Genomic DNA, 18074 nt, shown 5'->3' on the forward strand with positions numbered 1-18074 from the left:
ACCGTTATCTCGTCTTAATAAGCACAAAATACATGGTAGATATTGAGTAATATTGTAAATTACATTAAGCACTCTTAACCATTAGGCATGATAAGATCAACTTTAGTCGTTATTCTTTTCCTCATTATCTCAGTAAATCAGCTCTTGGGCCAAGGTTGTAGTGATGCTGGTTTCTGTACAATGGGCGCTATGCGGCCTGATCAGGAATTCAATAAGAATATCCCACTCAGATTAAGATCAATCTCTCTTAATTTATACGAAGGACAGGCACTTACAAGCCCGAGTATTAAAGCAGCTATTTTAGATTTCGGTATAGTGGCTTTTAACAATATAGACCTGCAGTTCAAGGTTCCGTATATGAGTGTTTCAGGTAATTTTGGTAATACATCCGGAATAGGAGACCTTTCTTTTGCAGCAACCAAAAGTATAAAATCAACTCCGAGATATGATTGGCTGGGTACGGTAGGTTTCAAAATACCTACAGGCAATTCAGATTTAAAGCAGGAAGAACATGATGTAGTTTTACCAATGTACTATCAAGTTACATTGGGTACTTACGATTTAATCCTGGGCACTTCCTTTCTTACCAGAGATTGGATGTTTTCATTCGGGTATCAGCAGCCTTTAATTCATCAAAACGAAAATACCTTTCAGGCAGACCCTAACCAATGGAGTTGGTATGAGGGCGGCATGAACTATGTAAGAGAACATGCCGAAGCAGTAGACCTTAAAAGAGGTACTGACATCATGTTTAGAGTTGAGCGAAACTTTAGATTGTCAAGGTTAAACTTCAACCTAGGCTTGTTACCTATTTATAGGATTACGAAAGATCAGGGAAGAAATTCCAATGGAGAATATGAAAAATTAGATGGCACCACAGGTTTAGCTATGTCAGGCTTGGCTGGTGCTGGTTATAATTTCAATGTTTACTCGAGCATAAGTCTTATTGCCGGATTTAAAATTACCGACAGAGACTATAATCCGGACGGATTAACAAGAAAGCATGTTATCAACTTCGCTTATACTTACAACTTTTAAAATATGCGATTCACAGTATTTTTACTATTCATCATATTTCAAGGCTTTTCCTCTCTGGCTCAGCTATCCGATAGCTATAAGGATTATATTAAACGAAGTGTAAGAGAAAATCCTCAAACACTAATTGCAGAATTTGATAATAAAGCAGAACAAGATATTGCTACCAGCCTACTCATTGGTGAGCTCTATTTTTACAGTGGCAACAATGACAAAGCGGCTGAGATAATTGATGCCGGCCTTATTAGCCTTGAAGCTTCTGGTGAAGCTAAGAGCTCATTATATGCTCGCGCCCTGAGTAATAGAGGACTTATTTTTTGGAATGACGGCAAAAATGAGAAGGCTGAAAACTATCTGGAAAGGTCATTAGCACTGAATAAACAGATTAATGCTACCAATGAGGCAATTGCTGATACTTATAATAACTTAGGTTTAATAGCCAAATCAGTGGATAACCTTAAGCAGGCAAGATCATACTTTGAGCAAGCACTTGAACTACTTGAGTCAGAAGCAATACCAAATGAGGAGAAAATTGCCCTGGTCAATATAAACTTATCTCTTATAGAAGTAGAGAATGAGAAATATCGTGATGCTTTATCACGTTTAAATCGACTTTTGTCTAGCTGGGAAAAGTCACATGTAGAGGATTTACCAACCGAAGCTTTTATCTTGACCAATTTAGCCTTGATTTATGAGCAAACAGGTGATCCTGAATTGGCAAGAACCTTTCTGAAGGATGCCATCGATATTAACCGAACTTTTTATGGTGATAGAAATGCAGAATTAGCTAATACCTATGCTTTTCTTGCCGAGTTGGAAAGAAAACAAGGCAATTTCAAAGAAGCACTTAACAATATTCAGCACGCCTTAGTGAGTAATAGTTTAAATTTTAATAGTAAAGACTATGAGCATAATCCATCTAAAGAGAATGTGATCAAGCCTTCTTATCAATTATCCATTCTTTTAAGCAAGGCTCAAATCTTTGAAGATTACTATTTTAATTTTTCTTTAAAAAAACAACACCTTGAAACTGCATTAAGTTGTTTAGACGATGCTGACAATATAATTGACCTCATCAGAGCCAATACAAGTAATAAAAAAGATCAGCTTGCATTGAGCGCCCTAGCTTCGCAAGTCTATGAATCGGCACAACGTATCGCTATTACATTAGATGATGTGACTCTTTTAGGTAACACATACCTTAAAAAGGCTTTCTACTATTCTGAAAAAGCAAAAGCAAGTACTTTAATAAGTGCCGTGGCCGAATCAGATGCTAAATCTTTTTCCAATATTCCTCAGTCAATGCTAGAAGAAGAAGTAGCCTTGAAAAATAGACTAGCCTTTCTTAGTAATGCAATCGCTAACGCTCAAGATGAAGTAGAGATTTCTGATTACAAAAAAGAGTTGTTTGAAGCACAAAGAACTTATGAACAGTTCATCAAAGGTTTAGAGAAGGATTATCCTGAATATTACAACCTTAAGCACAATACTGCCCCTTCTTCACTCGATGAAGTACAAAAGAGCCTTGAACCCAATGAACTACTTTTATCATATGCCTTTGCTCCAGTAAGAAATGAAATATATAGATATGAAATAAGTCAGAATGATTTCAAAGTAACCACTATTTACTATCAGGAAGAAGTTTCTAGGAATTTAAGAGCATTCCGAAACATTCTTACTTACCAAATAAAGCAACCCTATCAGCCTGTTGCAAGTAGCTTGTACAGTGCTTTAATTCCGAAAAGAATTAAAAATAGCATAACAAAAATCACAGTTATTCCAGACGGAATACTAGGCACGGTGCCTTTTGAAGCTTTTATAGCTGAACAGCTTGAACAAAATGATTTCTGGGCACTGCCTTATTTAATCAAGGAATATGCTATTACTTATAATTATTCCGCATCCTTTCATACCATAAAACCTAAAGCCACAGTTAGCTCAAAGGCTCTTTTATTAGCACCGGTTGAGTTTTTATCGGCTTCACTCAATAGTTTACCTGCTACCAGAGAAGAACTCAATTCATTAAGCGCGACCCTATCAAGCAATGCGATTAAATGTGATACCTATATTGAGAATCGGGCTACTGAAAATAACTTTAAAACAGCAGATTTAAAGAATTATAAATACATTCATTTAGCCACTCATGGTGCTGTAAATAGTACCAACCCGGAGTTATCAGCTATTTATCTGACAGGTAAGGATGAAAGTGATGATGGTATTCTATATACTAATGAGATATATGACCTTAACTTCAATGCAGATCTTGTCTCACTTTCAGCATGCGAGACCGGCCTTGGCAAAATCAGTAGAGGTGAAGGCATTATTGGCTTAGGAAGAGCCTTCAGTTATGCAGGAGCGCAGCATTTACTAGTTTCCCTGTGGAAAGTTCAAGATGCATCAACAGCACTCTTAATGCAGCAATTCTACAAAGAAAGTGTAAAAAAAGGATCAAGCTTTTCCAAGAGCCTACAGCAAGCACAAATTGAATTAATCAATAACGGATATGCGAACCCTTATCTATGGGCGCCTTTTGTTATTTGGGGTAAGTAAGTAGTTTCAATGAAAGTCTTTATATCCAAGCTATCGAAATTCGATTCGAATGTTTACCAATATCACCTTCCCGTACCGGAAGAAATAGCTCAAAATTTTATTGAGGGAGAAAACAGACGCATCATTTGTACATTAAATGGTGTACATAAGTGGCATGCTGCATTGATGAAAGCTCAGGACTATTGGTTTATTCTTGTTAATAAAGCAATAATGGAAAAGCTGGGACTAACTCAAAATGTAGATGTAAAAGTTGAGTTAGAGAAAGATCATTCAACTTATGGCTTAGAAATGCCTGATGAACTTCAGGTTCTATTTGAGCAGGATGAAGATGCTTATAGCTATTTTAAGAATTTGACGATGGGTAAGCAAAGGAGCCTGATCTACATTGTTGGAAAATATAAATCTTCGGACAGTAGATTACGAAAAGCATTGGCAATTGCCCATCATCTTAAAGAGGTTCAGGGAAATCTGGATTACAAACTGCTAAACTCAACTATTAAGTTTTATAATAATAAACCCCTGTAAGCTACCCTTTAAAATTAATCTTAGCATGTGTGCCATCACAATAGGGTTTATTGCCCGAGGCACCACATCTACAAAAAGCTGTCACCTTTGATTTCTTGGTTTCCTCACCATTATGATGTTTTACGGTTAAATTCCCATAAACCATCAGCGGTCCGTTTTCAATAGTTTCTATTATACTTTCTGTTTTTCTAGTCTCTTCCACTTCGTCTTTATTATCATTCATGTAATAGCTTAAAGCACCACTAGGGCATTTATTGATCTGAGCTTTAATGGTATCAGTATCTGCTCCTTCTGCATTAATCCATGGCTTTTTATTAGGATCAAAAACCTCAGGCAACCCCTTAAAACATTTTTCAGAGTGTATGCATACTTTGGGCTTCCACACAACTGTTACTTCTCCATTTGAGTATTCCTTCGTAATATCTTTCATAACATCGGCTTAATTTAATACATCTCTTATTTCATCTTCCTTATCAAAGACTGATTTAGCAAATGGACAGAGTGGTACTATTTTGATGTTCTCAGCCCTCGCCCATTCAACAATTTTATACAGTATTTGCTTCCCAACGCCTTCTCCCCTAAAGGCTTCTTCAACTTCTGTGTGATCAATAATAATTTTGTCTTGTCCAGCTTTAGAATAGAACATTTCACCAGCTCTTTTGCCATCCTTTTCGGCTCTAAATGAACCTCTTATCGGACCTGATTTTTCATGAGTTATATTCATATTATTTTATTTATCTATTAAACATTAAAAGGCTAGAATGTTCTAATTTACAATACTTAGCACATAAAAAAAGCCATCAATACAAATACTGATGGCTAAGAATAACTGAATAAATTATTTTTTACTCCAGTTCCTCCTTCAAATATTTTAAACCTGTTTCTAAATCATTCCCAACCATTTCTTCCATATCCATAAAAAGAAGCATTAAATTCATAGGGTAATCGAAATGGCCATTAAAACCCCATTTAACCAAAGTTCTATCTCCATCAAGAGATTCTAACTCCATATAGGCTGGTTCAATTGATTCAAATGGTTCATAAAATCTTAATTCAAAATCAATTCTTTTACCTTCTTCAATTTTGATTATTTCTTGCTCTCCAACTCCCACGTTAGCACTATCACTTTCCCATCTGGCCACAAAACCTACTGTACCATCCTGTCCTCTGTACGATTTAACCATATGAGGATCATTCTTTTGCCATACACTGTAATTATCTTGATTCTTCAGATACTTAATGTAATCGAATACTTCATTCTTTGGACTGCTAATTACGATCTCTCTTTCTACAGCATAATCTTTGTCCAGAAATAGTCCAATAGCCAAAAAGATTACGATAATGCCAAGAATTATAAGAAGGATATTTTTTACAATTTTCATAGTGTTAAATGTGAAATGGTTTAGTCTAATTTAATCATTTTTTATAAATACTAAACAACCTCTCACATATCATAGGCACGAAATTCAAGAGTTTTGATAAAATCAATCTTAGTTGAGTCTGAAGCTATTATTCTTGAAGTATCAACCTCATTTTGGTCTGGTTGACTGTGTAAAGGCATCGTTCTGAGATAAAACAGTAGCAGAACTGTTGAAGAAAAAAGTATAAGCTTGATATGTTTCATTAAAACTTGCATGGTTCATTTATTATGAATCAAAATTGCAACAAAAAGAAACAAAAGAAATGAGCATTTTGCCCAAAATTAGAACTAGTGAAACACCTATTTCAATGGCTATAAAAAGGCATAGAATTTTAGAGAGGTAGTTGAAAGCCTACCACTTTCTGGAATAAGTTAGCAATCTTAAATTTTTCAGGATTATATTAACGGGTGATTTCCTGACTTACAGCTTTAGATTCTGCACTTAACTTAACGCTAACACCAATTGCCAAAATAGCAATTATTATGATGAGAAATAATAAGTTTCTCGACATGAAAGGATTTGATTGAAATATCTTTTTCATAATCCAAATTTAGCAACATAAGCTTTTGAAATAGACTTATGTTGCCGAATTACGTTAAAACTAATGATAAGCACGATGAATGATTATTCCTTATGGATTAATCGTTAACGTTAACAGCAAAATTATCATTACCATTTTGGAGATTGAACATCTCATTTAATTCTTTGATATGACCATTGTAGTCAAGCATATTTCTGTTGGAAGCTACAGAACCATCTATAATTATGTTGTCGAAAGAAGGAGCTGATAATTCAATATTATCTTTTACTTTGTTCAAGGCTTCTCTTATACTAATTTTAATCCACTCGCCCTGTTTAAATTGATAGAAACCACTCTCTCTATCTTCAACATAAACCATTTGATCATAAGATAAATCTGTAAAAGCCGTTATTTCATCAGCTGCAACCTTAGGTATAAGAATAGCTAAATCTGAATTATTTACCTGTAGTTTCATGCTATTTTCTAGTTTGGTTACGTCAGTACCTATCTCAGGACTTTGCGCCTGTGATTTAAGACTAAAACCTAATAAGAGTAGGAAAACTATAATGCCTAAAAGTGTATTCTTATTAACTAAACCTTGGTGATTAAATATGCTTCTCATGACTTTTTGTTTTATTGTTTATACAAATGTCATCAAAACACTTCCTCTAAGAATTAGGGAATTTCTAAAAATGGGATTAGGTGTTTCACCTATTTTGCTAAAAAACAGCACTGAATAGACGTAAACACTAGTTTAGCTTTTATTTTCAGATGAGGCAACAGCTTTCTTAATGAAAATTCTCTGTAAATAGTTTATACCTGAAAGTTAAACTGTAAGCGACTTACTGAAGCTCAGTTAATATTTTTTTAAACTATCAACTTCAGTCCTCCAGAATTCTGAGCTTTGCAAAAGTGAGCAATAGCGTTTTCTCACCGAACAACTCAAATTCAATGGTTGCCTTCCTATTAGCTCCATCTACATCCATTTTTACTACTTTCCCAAAGCCAAACTTAGGATGCTCCACCCTCATACCTGTATCAAGACTTCTTGTATCACTAGGTTTAAAATCAGCAGAGGGTGTATGCAGTTTTTTACCTGGTGGTACTTTAGGTGTAGTAGCCTTCCTCTTTGCAACAAGATTTCTTGCATATAGACTATTACTGCTACCGTTGTTCATGCTTCCCATAGGCTCAGAAGAATTAAACTTCCGATCTACTTTTAGAAACTCCGGATCAATCTCCTCAATGAACCTGCTTGGTTCACAACTTTTTAAACGACCAAAGCGGTATCGACTTAAAGCATATGTAAGCGTTACCTTTTCCATAGCCCTTGTCAAAGCCACATAAAACAGACGTCTCTCCTCTTCCAGGTCGGCTCTGCTATTGAGCATCATTTGAGAAGGAAACAAATCCTCTTCCATGCCAACAATATAAACATGCTTAAACTCTAAACCCTTTGCCGAGTGTATAGTCATCATGTTTACATAATTAGTATCATTCGGGTCTTGATTATCAGCATCTGTCAAAAGTGCCACATCCGCTATAAATGCTTCCAGTGATTTATCTTCTGATTCTGTACTATCCACAAACTCTTTAATGGCATTTAAAAGCTCCTGAACGTTCTCATACCTGTTTAAACCTTCAATGGTTTTATCATCATAAAGCTCCTTTAACAAACCTGATTGTTTAGCAATAAATGATGCTGTTTCGAAAGCATCTTCCCTTTCAAGTTTTATTCTGAAGGACTTTATGAGGGTAACAAAATTCTGAACAGCGTTTGCAGCTCTTCCGGGTAAGAAATTTTGAATATTGTTGAGCACATCCCACAAAGGTCTTTCATTCTCGAAGGCAGCTACCATTATTTTATCAACGCTGGTACCTCCTATTCCTCTCTTAGGAAGGTTGATGATGCGCCTAAATGACTGTTCATCATTTTGGTTGATGGTAAACCTTAGATAGGCTAGCAAATCTTTTATCTCTCTTCTTTGATAGAAAGAAAGGCCTCCAAAAATTCTGTAAGGAATGTTCATCTTTCGCAAAGCTTCCTCCATACTTCTGGACTGACTATTGGTTCGATAAAGAATTGCGAAATCCTTATTTTCTAACTTTTTATTACTTCTATCTTCAAAAATAGAAGAAGCCACTAACCTGCCCTCTTCATTATCAGAGGTTGCTTTTATAAGATGTACTTTTTCTCCATGGTCATTTTCAGTCCAAACACTTTTCTTGAGCTGAGCTGAATTTTTAACAATCACTGAATTAGCAGCATTCACAATATTTTGAGTGCTACGGTAATTCTGCTCTAATTTGATTACGCTTAAATCAGGATAATCCTTCTCAAAATTTAAGATGTTCTGGATATTAGCACCTCTAAAGGCATAAATACTTTGTGCATCATCACCAACTACACAAATGTTTTGATGAACAGATGCCAGTCTTTTAGTTATCAAATACTGTGAGATATTCGTATCCTGGAACTCATCAATCATCACATATTGAAAGCGTTGCTGATATTTATTGAGCACATCGAGATGATCTCTGAACAGAATATTGGTATTGAAAAGCAAATCATCAAAATCCATAGCACCAGCCCTGAAACACCTTTGTACATATTCCTTATATATGGCTCCCATTTTAGGTTTCTGCGCCTGCTCGTCATCAGAAATATATACTGGGTTGCTGATGTAGTTTTGCCATGAAATAAGATTGTTCTTAGCACCTGATATGCGGTTATAAACTACATTGGCCTTGTAAAGCTTTTCATCAAGCCCCATTTCTCGGACAATGTTTTTAATAAGTGATTTTGAATCGTCCGTATCATAAATGGTGAAATTGCTTGGATAGCCTAGTTTGTCTGATTCAGCTCTTAAAATCCGTGAAAAAACGGAGTGAAACGTACCCATCCACAGATTTCGAGCATCAGTACCTACAACTTTCTCTATACGCTCGCGCATTTCTTTAGCAGCCTTATTGGTAAAGGTTAGAGCCAATATTTTAAAAGGATCAACATCTTTACTCCTTATTAAATGAGCAATTCTATAGGTCAAAACCCTCGTCTTCCCTGATCCTGCACCAGCAATAATCATTGTTGGCCCTTCTAAATTCTCTACACCCTCTCGCTGCGGTGGATTTAAATGTGCTAAATAATCCATCTTACAAATTTATAAGCAATTGGTGTTATCCCATGAGCTAAAGGAGAAAATATAAAAGAAGCTTTCACATATTTTAGTCGATCTGAAAAACAACTAATAATTAGTGCTTGCCAATTGTGCTTATTAATTTTGCAGTATGATTTTAATAGGCAATACGGTAATAACAGATGACATCAAGGACAAAAATTTTGTTTGCAATTTAGACAAATGCAAGGGTGCTTGTTGTGTAGAAGGTGATTTAGGCGCCCCACTTACAAAGGAAGAGCTTCCTAAAATGAAGGAAATCTACCCAAAAGTAAAGCCTTACCTATCAAAAGAAGGCATAAAAGCCATAGAGGAGCAAGGTGAATACATTGAAGATTGGGAAGGAGACTACAGTACCACCACCATTGATGAAAAAGAATGTGCCTATGCCATTTATGATGATAAGGGAATATTAAAGTGTGGTATTGAGCAAGCTTATAATGATGGAGAGATAGATTTCATGAAGCCTATTTCATGTCACCTATACCCTATTAGAATTACACAGTACGACCAGTACGATGCATTGAACTACGATAGGTGGGAAATCTGCAACCCTGCATGTGATTTTGGTGAAAAACTGGGGATTCCTCTTTATAAATTCCTAAAAGATGCTTTAATTAGAAAGTATGGAGAAGGCTGGTATTCGGAATTAGTAGCCGAGATAGAGTCTGATGGTATAAATGAAGGCAACGGAGGTACCCAATTATAACTATAATAATACCTTCCTCTTTTTTGAAGATAAGCAAATTGAGCGAGCCTTTAATAGAGGACGATACAGGCAAGACTTACAATCTCTTCGGTTTGTTTTAGGATTTGCTACTGTACTAAGCATCTGTTACCTTTTTTTCGATCTCTATAGATATACCGATAATATAAACGCCCTTATATTCAGAGGTGGGCTTGCTTTGGTGCTTATGACTTTTGTTTTAGCCACCTATTTGATTCAACCGAGCAAATACAAACAGCTTCAGTTTCTTGCATTCTTTATAGCTATTTTTACTGCTGTTGTCGGTTTTCTCCAGAATACATCAGAAGAACAGGGCGAATTATTTCTGAGTAATTTTCTCAGCAGTGGCATATTTCTTTCCTGTACCATATTAGGGTTGAGATTTCGGTATGTTTTACCCCTCATTACTATATTCCTAGTCGCATATCTCATCCATGTTAGCTTAATGGACTATGGTGTAAATGATTATCAATTTACCCAAATCCCTCAATTATTTACTTTTTATGTTATTGGTGTAATTACTTCCTATCTATGGGACAAGCAGAAAATGGTTCTCTTTATGAAGGAGAGTAAGCTTCATCAACAATATGATACAGTAGATAAACTTAACCATGTAAAAGACAGATTATTTTCTACTATTTCGCATGATGTGAGAGGACCCATCATGAATTTAAAAGGTGTAATAGAACTTTTTAAAAAAGGAGCAATTTCTGATTCTGAGCTTAAGCAATTAGTACAGTCACTAGATAAGGAAATAGGTAAAACATCAACTTTGATAGATAATCTGCTTGCTTGGTCAAAAACACAGCTTAAAGGGATTGAGATTACAAAAGAGAAATATCAGCTTAAACCTCAATTAGAAAAACTGTTGGAACTATATAAGGCTCAAATAGAGGAGAAAAACCTCACGCTACAGCTTAGTATCAGTAACGATGACACCATTTTTGCTGATAGAGAAATGATGCTCATTGTATTTCGTAATTTGCTATCAAACGCTATTAAATTCACCCCAATAGGTGGTAAAATTGAAATCAACGGACATGAAATCACTAATGAGCATTGCTACCTCATTTCTGTAAAAGATAACGGTAAAGGCATAGCCTCTGAGAAAATTAAAAATCTCTTTAAGATTGAGAAAGACAGAATACTAGGAACCACTCATGACAGAGGAGCCGGACTAGGACTGACACTGGTAAAAGAGTTTATTGATTTAAATAATGGGGAAATTAATTGTAGCAGTAAACTGGGTTCAGGCACTACATTTGAAATAAAGCTACCCCACCCAGTTACCAAAGCTTGAGAAGCTATTGATTAAAACCTCTGAGTTTAATCTCTGTAAGTCTTCTTTTGGTATCAATAGCAAAGTCACCTTTCATCATCCAATCATAGTAACCTGATTCTCTTTTCAATACCTCTTCTACAGGTTTTCCCTTATGCTTGCCAAAGTTGAATACTTCTACATCATCTTCATTGAAAACGAATCTACCAGCTAAGTCCACCATTTTGTTATTAGTGATCTTATGGATTTTGTCTACATCATTTTCGAAAACACCCTGTACATTTCCTCGTAAATCTGTCAGTTTTTCTCCCTCATATCGTGCTATCTGGGCATCTAACACCTCCCATGTAGCAATGGTATCAGCCTCAGCTGAATGTGCATTTTCGAGGGTTTTATCGCAGTAGAACTTATAGGCAGCACCCAGGGTACGTTTCTCCATCATGTGGAAAATCTTTTGGGCGTCCAGCAACTTCCTTCCTGATAAATCAAAGTCAACATCTGCTCTTAAAAACTCTTCCACTAAAACAGGAACATCAAACTTGAGCATATTGAAACCTGCCAGGTCGCATCCATTTAAAAAAGTATTTAGTTCTTTTGCCACCACTTTAAAGGGCGGCAAGTCTTTTACATCTTTATCGTAAATCCCATGAATCATGCTTGATTCTGCCGGAATAGGCATTTCAGGGTGAACCCTGTCAGTTTTCTTAATCATCTCTCCATCAGGCATTACCTTAACGAAAGAGTATTCAATGATTCTGTCTGTAACCGTATTGGTCCCAGTGGTTTCTAAATCAAAAATTACAAGAGGTCTTTTGAGCTTTAAATGCATGTATTATGAGACTAGTTTTTCAGCTAATTCTTTAAGGTTTATTTGATTAAACTTCCCTGAACTTAGGAAAGCGAAGGTATTCTTATCTCCTGTTTTACTGGCCTCAACTTGAGCTACAAGGCTTTCTACATCTTCAAAGAATTTTATATTTTCATTTCCAAAAGCCTTTTGAATGTCAGCCTCTGAAAAAGCCGCTGCATCATTCAACTTTAAGTTTTTAGGATTTAAATACACAAAAGCCTGATCAGCCTTATCTAAAGTGCCTTTGTACTCTTTTATAAACTCTCTATTTAAGCTACTGAAAGTATGTAGTTCGTAAGCTATTGTTAAATTAGCATTCGCATATTGTTCCTTTAAAGCATCCACAGTTGCACCAACTTTAGAGGGTGAATGTGCATAATCTTTAAATACAATGTTGCCATTATTTTCAGCTAAAAGCTCTAATCTATTTTTGGCTCCTTTAAAGCTTTGAATAGCATCATAAAACACCTTTTCTTCTATACCTATAAGCTTAAGAAGTGCTAGTGCTCCAGCAATGTTTTGTAAATTATGTTTTCCGAAAACGTTTACTGGTATTTCTCCAAAATCCTTAGTCTTAAGAAAGGTCTTACCTTCTTTAATTACGGCCTCATGAGTTTTATAAGGCACTTGCCTAACATCTTCTCGCTCTTTTGAACCTACGATGTTAGTAAGGTCATCTTCTTCATTAAACACAAGACTTCCCGCCTTAGGTGTTTGGTCAGCAAAAAGATCAAACTGCTTGGTATACTCATTAAAGGTGGTAAACACATTTTTATGGTCCCAGGCTATACCTGATATTAAACCTATATGATGTTCATATTTCAAAAATTTAGCGACAGGTTCAAGCTTTGATGCCAGATATTCGTCACCTTCCAGTACTATAACAGGAGCATCAGACAATGAAACTGTTAAAGGAAAACCTTCAACTTCAGCACCTACCAAGTAGTCGAATTCTCTTCCGGCATGTTTCAAAACATGCATGATCATTGAAGTGATGGTACTTTTACCATGACTGCCACCAACCACTATTCTTTGCTTATTTTCAGACCACTCTCTGATAAACTCAGGAAATGAGTAAATGGGCAACCCTAGCTCTTTAGCTTTGAGTAATTCAGGATTATCCTCCTTAGCATGCATACCAAGTACTACCAGATCAATACTATCATTTATGCTTTCAGGCTTCCATCCTACCTGAGCATTTATACCACCGTTTTTTAGCTTGCCTGCTGCCGGCTCATAAATCTCATCATCGGATCCACTAACTTTTATTCCCTTCTCATGAAGTGCCAATGCCATGTTGTGCATTACACTGCCACCGATTGCTATAAAATGTACTGATTTGATTGTCTTAATATCCATTCTTTAAAGTTATGCATCAAAAATATAATAAACTTGCTGGTGTGGCAAATTTAATCCTTCCTATTGATGTTGATAAGCTGTGGAAAACTTGTCAAAAACTTGATTGGTTTCAATCCACTAAGCTCGATTTAAAGCGTTAAGTTTGTTAGCTTTTCATAAATTAGTAATACTTGAAGGGGGAATATGGATAAGAATAAATCTACAGCAATAAGGTTAGGGTATCAATCTAGAAAGACCGAAATAGGTGAAAATATGGGTAAAATACCCCCTCAGGCTGTCGATTTGGAAGAAGCTGTTCTGGGTGCGCTAATGCTTGAAAAGGATGCGCTTACTTCTGTTATTGATATTCTAAAACCTGAAAGTTTCTACAAAGATGCCCATCAGGAAATTTATAAAGCTATTGTTGTACTTTTCAACAATTCAGAACCAATTGATTTACTTACTGTTACCAACCAGCTTAGAAAAAACGGTAAACTCGACCTTGTAGGTGGCTCTTATTATATCACCGAACTTACTTCAAGAGTAAACTCTGCAGCAAATATTGAGTATCACGCCAGAATTATTGCGGAGCAGGCCATTAAAAGAGAGCTCATCAAAATTTCAAGAGAGATTCAGAATGAGGCTTATGAAGATACAACAGATGTTTTCGATTTATTAGATAAAACGGAATCTGAACTTTTTGATATTACTAACTCTAATATCAAGAAGAATTATGCAGATATGCATTCCCTGATGAAGGAAGCATTTAGAGAATTAGAAGAGCGTAAAAACCATACAGATGGCTTAACAGGTGTGCCTACAGGATTCTCAGCTCTCGATAGAGTGACTTCAGGCTGGCAAAAGTCAGATATGGTGATTATTGCGGCTCGTCCTGGTATGGGTAAAACAGCCTTTGTGGTTTCGGCTCTTAGAAATGCTGCTGTTGATTTCAAACAACCGGTAGCAATTTTCTCACTGGAAATGTCATCAGTTCAGCTGGTAAACAGACTAATTTCTGCCGAAGCCGAACTAGACTCTGAGAAAATTAAGAAAGGTCAGCTTGCAGATTATGAATGGCAACAGTTAGTACATAAAACTGCAGCTTTAACTGAAGCGCCAATTTTTATAGATGATACTCCTGCCCTATCTATTCTTGAATTAAGGGCAAAATGTAGAAGACTAAAGCAGCAGCACGATATTCAACTCGTTGTGATTGATTACTTGCAGTTGATGTCAGGTGATAGCACCAAAAGTGGTGGTGGCTCAGGAAACCGCGAGCAGGAAATTGCTTCCATCTCAAGGGCACTTAAAAATATCGCAAAAGAATTAAATGTGCCTGTAATTGCACTTTCACAGTTAAGTAGAGCTGTAGAAACAAGAGGTGGAGATAAACGTCCTCAGCTTTCAGATTTGAGGGAATCAGGATCAATTGAGCAGGATGCCGATATGGTAATGTTCTTGTATCGACCTGAATATTATGGCATTACAGAAGATGAAAATGGTATCCCTACAACCAATGTAGGTGAAGTTATAATTGCCAAGCACAGAAATGGTTCGCTAGAAACCGTTCCACTTAAATTCGTTGGTAGATTCACCAAATTCTCTGACTTGGATAGTCCCGGAATGAATATGGAGCCAAGCAATCCTGGTTATGGTACAACATTTCCTTCATCGGCCAACATACCTTCAGACTTTGACGCGCCTTCATCTGTGACCTTACCAAGCAAAGCAACCGGTAAAGATTCAGATAATAATCCTGATGAAGCACCATTTTAAAAAAATATTATGAAGACACTTATCATTGAAGATGCTGGTAAAGTCTCTTTCACTGAAAAACAGAAGCCAACTGCCTCCAAGGGACAGGTGCTTATTAAAATAAAAGCCGTAGCGCTTAATCATAGAGACCAATACATAAGAGAAGGCAAATATCCTGGAATTAATTATGGAACTACTTTAGGAGCTGATGCCTGCGGTCAGGTAATAGAACTTGGCGAAGAAGTGGATAATAAATGGCTTAATAAAGAGGTAGTTATCAACCCCAATATTGAATGGGGTGATAATCCTAGAGTGCAGTCAAAGAATTATCACATATTGGGCACACCAACTGATGGTGTATTTGCAGAGTTTGTAGCCATAGATGAAAATAAAATAGCGGAGAAGCCAAAACATATGTCACACGAAGAGGCTGCTGCTTTGCCGCTTGCAGGAATGACTGCTTTTAGGGCATTATTTCATCATGGACAGCTCGAAACTTCTCAGAAAGTACTGATATCAGGTGTTGGTGGCGGAGTGGCACAATTTGCTTTTCAATTTGCATTGGCTTCTACATCTGAAGTATATGTAACTTCGGGTAATGCTGAAAAGAGAGCAAAATGTATAGAACTGGGTGCCAAAGGAGCCTTCAATTACAAAGAAGAAGACTGGACGAAGCAAGCCAAAGAGCAGGCTGGCGGTTTTGATTTGGTAATTGATAGTGCTGGTGGCAGTGGCTTAAACGATTTTATAAAATTAATGAAGCCTGCAGGTAGAATTGTCTTTTATGGCGCCACAACAGGAAAACCAAAAGATTTAGATTTATTCAGAATGTTTTGGAATCAAATCACTTTGCAGGGCTCTACTATGGCTAGCGATCAGGAATTCCACCAAATGATTGAGTTTGTGAACACCCATAAGATCAAGCCAATAATTGATTCTACGGTAGCATTTGATGAGATCATTTCCCAGTTCGATAAAATGAAGGAAGGTAAACAGTTTGGAAAGCTTGTAGCCAAGTTTTGATAGCTCCGCTTCAAAACTAGTAATCGCTAGTTGCGAGTTTCTAGTTACAAGTTATTTGTTCAAAAATATTTTACTTGTAACTAGAAACTCGAGGCTTATAAGGCTAGTCTACTTTATCAACCGCCATTTTATAAGTAGGATCTTCCATCACATTTACATCAATTATTGCATCAGCATCTGACAGAAGCTTACGGCAATCTTCACTCAAGTGTCTTAGATGAACCTTCTTGCCTACTTTGGCATAACGATCGGTAATTTTATTAACAGCCTCAATCGCTGACATATCTACTATCCTACTCTCTTCGAAATCAATAATTACTTCATCCGGATCATTCAACACATCGAACTTATCATTAAAAGCTGTAGTAGAGCCGAAGAAAAGCGGACCATATATCTCATAATGCTTTACACCTTCATCATCTATTCTTTTTCTAGCTCTAATTCTTTTAGCATTATCCCAGGCAAAAACTAAAGCAGCAATTACAACTCCAATGATAACTGCTAAGGCCAGGTTATGAAGGAAGGCAGTAACCAAAGTAACCAACACCATCACAAAAATATCTGACTTCGGCATTTTATTAAATGTTCTTAAACTAGCCCACTCAAATGTACCGATTGAAACCATAATCATTAGTCCGGTTAAAGCCGCCATAGGTAGCATTTCAATATAATTGGCAGCAAACATGATAAACACCAATAACATAACTGAGGCTACAATTCCTGAAAGTCTGGCACGAGCACCAGAAGAAATATTAATCAAACTTTGACCAATCATAGCACATCCGCCCATTCCAGAGAATAAGCCCGATAATACATTGGCTGCTCCCTGCGCTACAGCTTCTTTATTACCTCTACCCCTGGTTTCAGTAATTTCATCTATTAAGTTGAGCGTTAATAAACTTTCAATTAAGCCCACACTAGCCATGATAGCTGCATAGGGTAGAATAATCTGTAAAGTCTCCCATGTGAAAGGAATGCTAGGAATATGAAAAGGAGGAAACCCACCATTTACAGAGGCAATATCTCCTACTGTTTTGGTATCAATGCCCATAAAGAAAACAATGCCGAAAACGGTAAGTATAGCTACCAAACCAGCAGGAACCACTTTGGTAAGTTTGGGCAATCCCCAAATGATAGCCATAGTAACAAGTACTAAAGCAAGGAAAGAATACATTTCCATTCCAGTTAGCCAATTGCCATCGGCATCTTTAAACTGTGCCAACTGAGAACTGAATATGATAATCGCTAATCCATTTACAAAACCAAAAATTACGGGCTGAGGAACCAGGCGCATCAGCTTACCAAGGCGTAGAACACCAGCAAGTATTTGAATGATACCTGCTAAGATTACAGTAGCCAATACATACTCTATACCATGAGATTGAGACAGAGCCAATATCACTACTGCTACTGCTCCGGTTGCACCTGATATCATGCCTGGTCTACCACCAAAAATCGAGGTGATTAAACCCATCACAAAAGCTGCATATAAACCCGTTAATGGTGATAAATCAGCTATTAAGGCAAAAGCCACAGCCTCAGGTATTAAAGCAATGGCTACGGTAAGTCCCGATAGTACCTCAGTACCGTAGTTCACCTTTTGCGATAAATCGAAAAGGTTAAAGTATTTTTTTAGTTTTAATTGGCGGGTAGATGACATAGCGCTGACTTAAAATTTAAGTGCGCAAAGGTACTGATTTAAAAAGCATAACAAAAGCTTGAGCAATCATTGTATGACTAATCCTTACATGTAAACGATTGCATTTTTAAGAGTTGCCAAAATAAATCAGATTGCTCTAATGCTGTCAGCAGCATTGACTTACCATAAATAGAAATAGAAAGAGGACTGTCAAACTGATCCGACTTCGGTATCTA

The 18074-nt window shown here is 36.5% G+C and carries 16 protein-coding genes; 7 read left to right on the forward strand and 9 right to left on the reverse strand.

Going from position 1 to position 18074, the window contains the following annotated elements:
- Positions 1–87 precede the first annotated feature (87 nt).
- From JKP34_RS12635 to JKP34_RS12645, 3 genes are read left to right on the forward strand one after another with little or no spacing between them, the layout of a single operon-like run.
- Positions 88–1038, forward strand: a complete 951-nt coding sequence (locus JKP34_RS12635; protein ID WP_201921983.1) for a hypothetical protein — start codon at positions 88–90, stop codon at positions 1036–1038.
- 3 nt (positions 1039–1041) lie between these two features.
- Complete coding sequence (locus JKP34_RS12640) at positions 1042–3585, forward strand: CHAT domain-containing protein (RefSeq protein WP_201921987.1); 2544 nt, start codon at positions 1042–1044, stop codon at positions 3583–3585.
- 9 nt (positions 3586–3594) lie between these two features.
- Positions 3595–4110 carry a YdeI/OmpD-associated family protein gene (locus JKP34_RS12645; protein ID WP_201921990.1) on the forward strand — a complete coding sequence of 172 codons (516 nt, stop codon included), beginning with the start codon at positions 3595–3597 and terminating at the stop codon, positions 4108–4110.
- A gap of 1 nt (position 4111) precedes the next feature.
- Here the strand turns inward: JKP34_RS12645 and JKP34_RS12650 are convergent, their stop codons facing one another.
- From JKP34_RS12650 to JKP34_RS12675, 6 genes are all read right to left on the reverse strand, one after another.
- A complete protein-coding gene (locus JKP34_RS12650) occupies positions 4112–4540 on the reverse strand; it encodes a (4Fe-4S)-binding protein (protein ID WP_201921993.1) in 429 nt (142 codons plus the stop codon).
- A gap of 9 nt (positions 4541–4549) precedes the next feature.
- Complete coding sequence (locus tag JKP34_RS12655) at positions 4550–4834, reverse strand: GNAT family N-acetyltransferase (RefSeq protein ID WP_201921996.1); 285 nt, start codon at positions 4832–4834, stop codon at positions 4550–4552.
- 121 nt (positions 4835–4955) lie between these two features.
- Positions 4956–5492 carry an SRPBCC family protein gene (locus JKP34_RS12660; protein WP_201921999.1) on the reverse strand — a complete coding sequence of 179 codons (537 nt, stop codon included), beginning with the start codon at positions 5490–5492 and terminating at the stop codon, positions 4956–4958.
- Positions 5493–5931: 439 nt separating this feature from the next.
- Complete coding sequence (locus JKP34_RS12665; RefSeq protein ID WP_201922002.1) at positions 5932–6072, reverse strand: hypothetical protein; 141 nt, start codon at positions 6070–6072, stop codon at positions 5932–5934.
- Positions 6073–6169: 97 nt separating this feature from the next.
- On the reverse strand, positions 6170–6673 hold the full coding sequence (locus tag JKP34_RS12670; protein ID WP_201922005.1) for a hypothetical protein: 504 nt from the start codon (positions 6671–6673) through the stop codon (positions 6170–6172).
- Between the two features lie 259 nt (positions 6674–6932).
- A complete protein-coding gene (locus JKP34_RS12675; protein ID WP_201922008.1) occupies positions 6933–9203 on the reverse strand; it encodes an ATP-dependent helicase in 2271 nt (756 codons plus the stop codon).
- A gap of 136 nt (positions 9204–9339) precedes the next feature.
- Here JKP34_RS12675 and JKP34_RS12680 point away from each other — a divergent pair, with 136 nt between their 5' ends.
- Together JKP34_RS12680 and JKP34_RS12685 are read left to right on the forward strand one after the other, a co-directional pair.
- Positions 9340–9936 carry a DUF3109 family protein gene (locus tag JKP34_RS12680; RefSeq protein ID WP_201922011.1) on the forward strand — a complete coding sequence of 199 codons (597 nt, stop codon included), beginning with the start codon at positions 9340–9342 and terminating at the stop codon, positions 9934–9936.
- Positions 9908–11254: a sensor histidine kinase gene (locus tag JKP34_RS12685; protein ID WP_201922013.1), complete on the forward strand. Its 1347-nt coding sequence runs from the start codon at positions 9908–9910 to the stop codon at positions 11252–11254. The genes JKP34_RS12680 and JKP34_RS12685 overlap by 29 nt, the downstream gene beginning before the upstream one ends.
- A 4-nt stretch (positions 11255–11258) precedes the next feature.
- Here the strand turns inward: JKP34_RS12685 and JKP34_RS12690 are convergent, their stop codons facing one another.
- Together JKP34_RS12690 and JKP34_RS12695 are read right to left on the reverse strand one after the other, a co-directional pair.
- Positions 11259–12062: a 3'-5' exonuclease gene (locus JKP34_RS12690; RefSeq protein WP_201922016.1), complete on the reverse strand. Its 804-nt coding sequence runs from the start codon at positions 12060–12062 to the stop codon at positions 11259–11261.
- Between the two features lie 3 nt (positions 12063–12065).
- Positions 12066–13442 (reverse strand): UDP-N-acetylmuramate--L-alanine ligase, encoded by a 1377-nt coding sequence (locus JKP34_RS12695; RefSeq protein ID WP_201922018.1) that lies wholly within the window; start codon positions 13440–13442, stop codon positions 12066–12068.
- 183 nt (positions 13443–13625) lie between these two features.
- Here JKP34_RS12695 and dnaB point away from each other — a divergent pair, with 183 nt between their 5' ends.
- Together dnaB and JKP34_RS12705 are read left to right on the forward strand one after the other, a co-directional pair.
- Positions 13626–15197, forward strand: coding sequence for a replicative DNA helicase (gene dnaB, locus JKP34_RS12700; protein WP_201922021.1), 1572 nt, complete (start codon positions 13626–13628; stop codon positions 15195–15197).
- Positions 15198–15206: 9 nt separating this feature from the next.
- Positions 15207–16199, forward strand: coding sequence for a quinone oxidoreductase family protein (locus JKP34_RS12705; RefSeq protein ID WP_201922024.1), 993 nt, complete (start codon positions 15207–15209; stop codon positions 16197–16199).
- Between the two features lie 103 nt (positions 16200–16302).
- On the opposite strand, the gene JKP34_RS12710 is transcribed toward JKP34_RS12705, so the two are convergent.
- Positions 16303–17859 (reverse strand): SulP family inorganic anion transporter, encoded by a 1557-nt coding sequence (locus JKP34_RS12710; RefSeq protein ID WP_201922027.1) that lies wholly within the window; start codon positions 17857–17859, stop codon positions 16303–16305.
- Between the last annotated feature and the right edge of the window lie 215 nt (positions 17860–18074).

This window comes from Marivirga atlantica, from assembly GCF_016734805.1.
Taxonomy (GTDB): domain Bacteria; phylum Bacteroidota; class Bacteroidia; order Cytophagales; family Cyclobacteriaceae; genus Marivirga; species Marivirga atlantica.

Bases quoted from the DNA above. Each gene is read 5' to 3' on its own strand.
- JKP34_RS12635 (WP_201921983.1), top strand. From the start codon at position 88: ATGATAAGATCAACTTTAGTCGTTATTCTTTTCCTCATTATCTCAGTA.
- JKP34_RS12640 (WP_201921987.1), top strand. From the start codon at position 1,042: ATGCGATTCACAGTATTTTTACTATTCATCATATTTCAAGGCTTTTCC.
- JKP34_RS12645 (WP_201921990.1), top strand. From the start codon at position 3,595: ATGAAAGTCTTTATATCCAAGCTATCGAAATTCGATTCGAATGTTTAC.
- JKP34_RS12650 (WP_201921993.1), bottom strand. From the start codon at position 4,540: ATGAAAGATATTACGAAGGAATACTCAAATGGAGAAGTAACAGTTGTG.
- JKP34_RS12655 (WP_201921996.1), bottom strand. From the start codon at position 4,834: ATGAATATAACTCATGAAAAATCAGGTCCGATAAGAGGTTCATTTAGA.
- JKP34_RS12660 (WP_201921999.1), bottom strand. From the start codon at position 5,492: ATGAAAATTGTAAAAAATATCCTTCTTATAATTCTTGGCATTATCGTA.
- JKP34_RS12665 (WP_201922002.1), bottom strand. From the start codon at position 6,072: ATGAAAAAGATATTTCAATCAAATCCTTTCATGTCGAGAAACTTATTA.
- JKP34_RS12670 (WP_201922005.1), bottom strand. From the start codon at position 6,673: ATGAGAAGCATATTTAATCACCAAGGTTTAGTTAATAAGAATACACTT.
- JKP34_RS12675 (WP_201922008.1), bottom strand. From the start codon at position 9,203: ATGGATTATTTAGCACATTTAAATCCACCGCAGCGAGAGGGTGTAGAG.
- JKP34_RS12680 (WP_201922011.1), top strand. From the start codon at position 9,340: ATGATTTTAATAGGCAATACGGTAATAACAGATGACATCAAGGACAAA.
- JKP34_RS12685 (WP_201922013.1), top strand. From the start codon at position 9,908: ATGAAGGCAACGGAGGTACCCAATTATAACTATAATAATACCTTCCTC.
- JKP34_RS12690 (WP_201922016.1), bottom strand. From the start codon at position 12,062: ATGCATTTAAAGCTCAAAAGACCTCTTGTAATTTTTGATTTAGAAACC.
- JKP34_RS12695 (WP_201922018.1), bottom strand. From the start codon at position 13,442: ATGGATATTAAGACAATCAAATCAGTACATTTTATAGCAATCGGTGGC.
- dnaB (WP_201922021.1), top strand. From the start codon at position 13,626: ATGGATAAGAATAAATCTACAGCAATAAGGTTAGGGTATCAATCTAGA.
- JKP34_RS12705 (WP_201922024.1), top strand. From the start codon at position 15,207: ATGAAGACACTTATCATTGAAGATGCTGGTAAAGTCTCTTTCACTGAA.
- JKP34_RS12710 (WP_201922027.1), bottom strand. From the start codon at position 17,859: ATGTCATCTACCCGCCAATTAAAACTAAAAAAATACTTTAACCTTTTC.